Below are 2569 nucleotides of genomic sequence, written 5' to 3' on the forward strand. Positions count from 1 at the left end.
CGGGTCGTCCGGGCTCCTCGCCACCGTCGGCACCAAGACGGCGGCCGTGATCGCGGGCACCGCGCTCGTCGGCGGCACGGCCGGGGGCGTCGGCGTCTACCGGGCGACGCGGCCCGAACGGCCGCACGCGGCGGCGGCCGAGTCCGCCCCGTCCCCGGCCGGCGCGCCGCTGCGGATCGGCCGTCTCACGGTGCGCGCCCCGGCCGGGTGGAAGGCCCACCGGATCACCTACCACCCCACGGGCGGCGCGGGGAGGGACCGGCCGGGCGACGGCTACTACGTCGCCACCTCGGCGACGTGCGCCGGGCAGGACCGGTTCGGCGGCGCCCGCCCCAGCGCCTCGGAGTGCAAGGGGTTCTTCGTGCTGGGGCCCAGCTTCATCGACGACCCGAGCTCCTACATCGCGAACGGGTACCGGGGGTCCGACACGTACGCTTCCCTGTTCAGTCAGGATGAGGGCATGAGCTGTCCCGGACACGAGAAGCTGCGCGCCGTCGGCGTCCGCTATGGGGCCAGGCTGACGGCGAACAGGCTCGCGGGCATCGGCCCCAGGAACGCCGAGTACCGCGAGTGGAGCGTGCCCTGCTACACGCGCGGCGCCCCAGAGGGGTACGGCCCCACCGACCGGACACGCTTCTCCTATACCGAGCGCCTTTGGTATCTGCCGACCTCGAAGGTCCTGGTCGTGGACTTGTGGAACACGCCCGGCCTGGAACGGATATTGAAGGCCGCCGCCTGGGCGTAGGGGTCAGCGCTCGCGAGGGTCGTCGTAGGCGGTGCCGGGCTCGTAGGCGGCGAGCTCGTGCGCGAGCCGCTCCAGCTCGGCGCCGCCCGCCATCTGGACGGTCAGCTCCTCGCGGGTGATCTCGTCCTTGCGGTGGCGGCCGATGGCGCGGCCCCGGTTGAGGATCAGGAAGCGGTCGCCGACCGGGTAGGCGTGGTGCGGGTTGTGGGTGATGAAGACGACGGCGAGCCCCCGCTCCCGTGCCTGGACCACGTAGCGCAGCACGACCCCGGCCTGCTTGACGCCGAGGGCCGCCGTCGGCTCGTCCAGCACCAGGGCCCGCGCGCCGAAGTGGACGGCGCGGGCGATCGCCACGCACTGCCGCTCGCCGCCGGACAGGGTCCCGATGGGACGGTCGACGTCGGGCAGGTCGACGCCCATGGCGGCCAGCTCCTCGCGGGTCGTGCGGCGCATGGACGCCACGTCCATGCGCCCGAACCCCCCGCGCAGCTCCGAGCCGAGGAAGAAGTTGCGCCAGACGGGCATCAGCGGCACGACCGCGAGGTCCTGGTAGACGGTCGCGATGCCCAGGTCGAGCGCGTCGCGGGGCGAACCGAACGCGACCTCCTCGCCCTGGACCTCGTAGGTGCCCGAGTCGTGCCGGTGCAGCCCGGCGATGATCTTGATGAGGGTGGACTTGCCCGCGCCGTTGTCGCCGAGGACGCAGGTGACCTCCCCCGCCCACGCCTCCAGGTCGACCTCGCGCAGCGCGACGACGGTGCCGTAGCTCTTGCCCACCCCGGTGAGCCGGACCAGGGGGACGCCCTCGTCCGCGCTCATGCCGGCCGCTCCACCCTGCGCCGCACCACGAGGTTGACCGCAGTCGCCGCGAGCAGCATCGCGCCGAGGAAGAACCTGAACCAGTCGGGGTTCCACTCCGCGTACACGATGCCCTTGTTCGTCATGCCGAAGATGAACGCCCCGATCGCCGCGCCGACCGCCGACCCGTAGCCGCCGGTCAGCAGGCAGCCGCCGATCACCGCGCAGATGATGTAGTAGAACTCGTTGCCGACGCCCTCCCCCGACTGGACGGTGGCGAAGGCGAACACCAGGTGCATCCCGGAGAACCAGGCACAGAACGCCACACCCATGAACAGCCCGATCCTCGTGCGGGCGACCGGGACGCCGACCGCGCGGGCGCTCGCGGCGGCGCCGCCCACCGCGAAGATCCAGTTGCCCGCCCGGGTGCGCAGCAGGATCCAGGTCGCGACGGCGACGAACAGCAGCCACCAGAAGACGGTCACGTTCACCTCGACGCCCGCCACGCCGACGTCGGAGGCGAACACCGCGCGGGCGCTGCCGAAGCCGTCCATGTCGCGGACCGAGTCGGAGGCGACGTTGCCGGTCAGCGCCTTCGTCACGCCCAGGTTCAGGCCCGCGAGCATGAGGAACGTGGCCAGCGTGACGATGAAGCTCGGCAGGCCCGTCCGGACGCACAGCAGCCCGTTCAGCATCCCGAGCGCCAGCGTCGCCACCAGCGAGATCAGCACGCCCGCCCACACGTTCAGCGTCAGCTGGTAGGCGGTGAGCGCGGCGACCAGCGCCGCCGAGGTCACCATCACCCCGGCGGACAGGTCGAACTCGCCGCCGATCATCAGCAGCGAGACGCCGACCGCCATGATGCCGAACGTCGAGCTCGCGTACAGCACCGTCGAGAACGAGCCCGTCCGCAGGAACGCGTCGGCGACGACCGAGAAGAACGCGAACACCGCCACGGCGCCGAGCAGCGCGCCCAGCTCCGGGCGGCCGAGCAGGCGCCGCGCCAGGTGGCGCGGCGGCGGAGGC

3 protein-coding genes are annotated in these 2569 nt (G+C 72.6%); 1 reads left to right on the forward strand and 2 read right to left on the reverse strand.

Annotated elements, in window-relative coordinates:
• Nucleotides 1–745, forward strand: a 745-nt coding sequence (locus E1291_RS42965; RefSeq protein ID WP_207401246.1) for a hypothetical protein, incomplete at its 5' end; no start/stop codon positions are given.
• A gap of 3 nt (nucleotides 746–748) precedes the next feature.
• On the opposite strand, the gene E1291_RS40895 is transcribed toward E1291_RS42965, so the two are convergent.
• A complete protein-coding gene (locus E1291_RS40895) occupies nucleotides 749–1564 on the reverse strand; it encodes an ATP-binding cassette domain-containing protein (RefSeq protein ID WP_131743397.1) in 816 nt (271 codons plus the stop codon).
• Nucleotides 1561–2550 carry an ABC transporter permease gene (locus E1291_RS40900; RefSeq protein ID WP_131743398.1) on the reverse strand — a complete coding sequence of 330 codons (990 nt, stop codon included), beginning with the start codon at nucleotides 2548–2550 and terminating at the stop codon, nucleotides 1561–1563. Before E1291_RS40900 ends, E1291_RS40895 begins: the two co-directional genes overlap by 4 nt.
• Between the last annotated feature and the right edge of the window lie 19 nt (nucleotides 2551–2569).

This window comes from Actinomadura roseirufa (assembly GCF_900659635.1).
In the GTDB taxonomy this organism is placed as follows: domain Bacteria; phylum Actinomycetota; class Actinomycetes; order Streptosporangiales; family Streptosporangiaceae; genus Spirillospora; species Spirillospora roseirufa.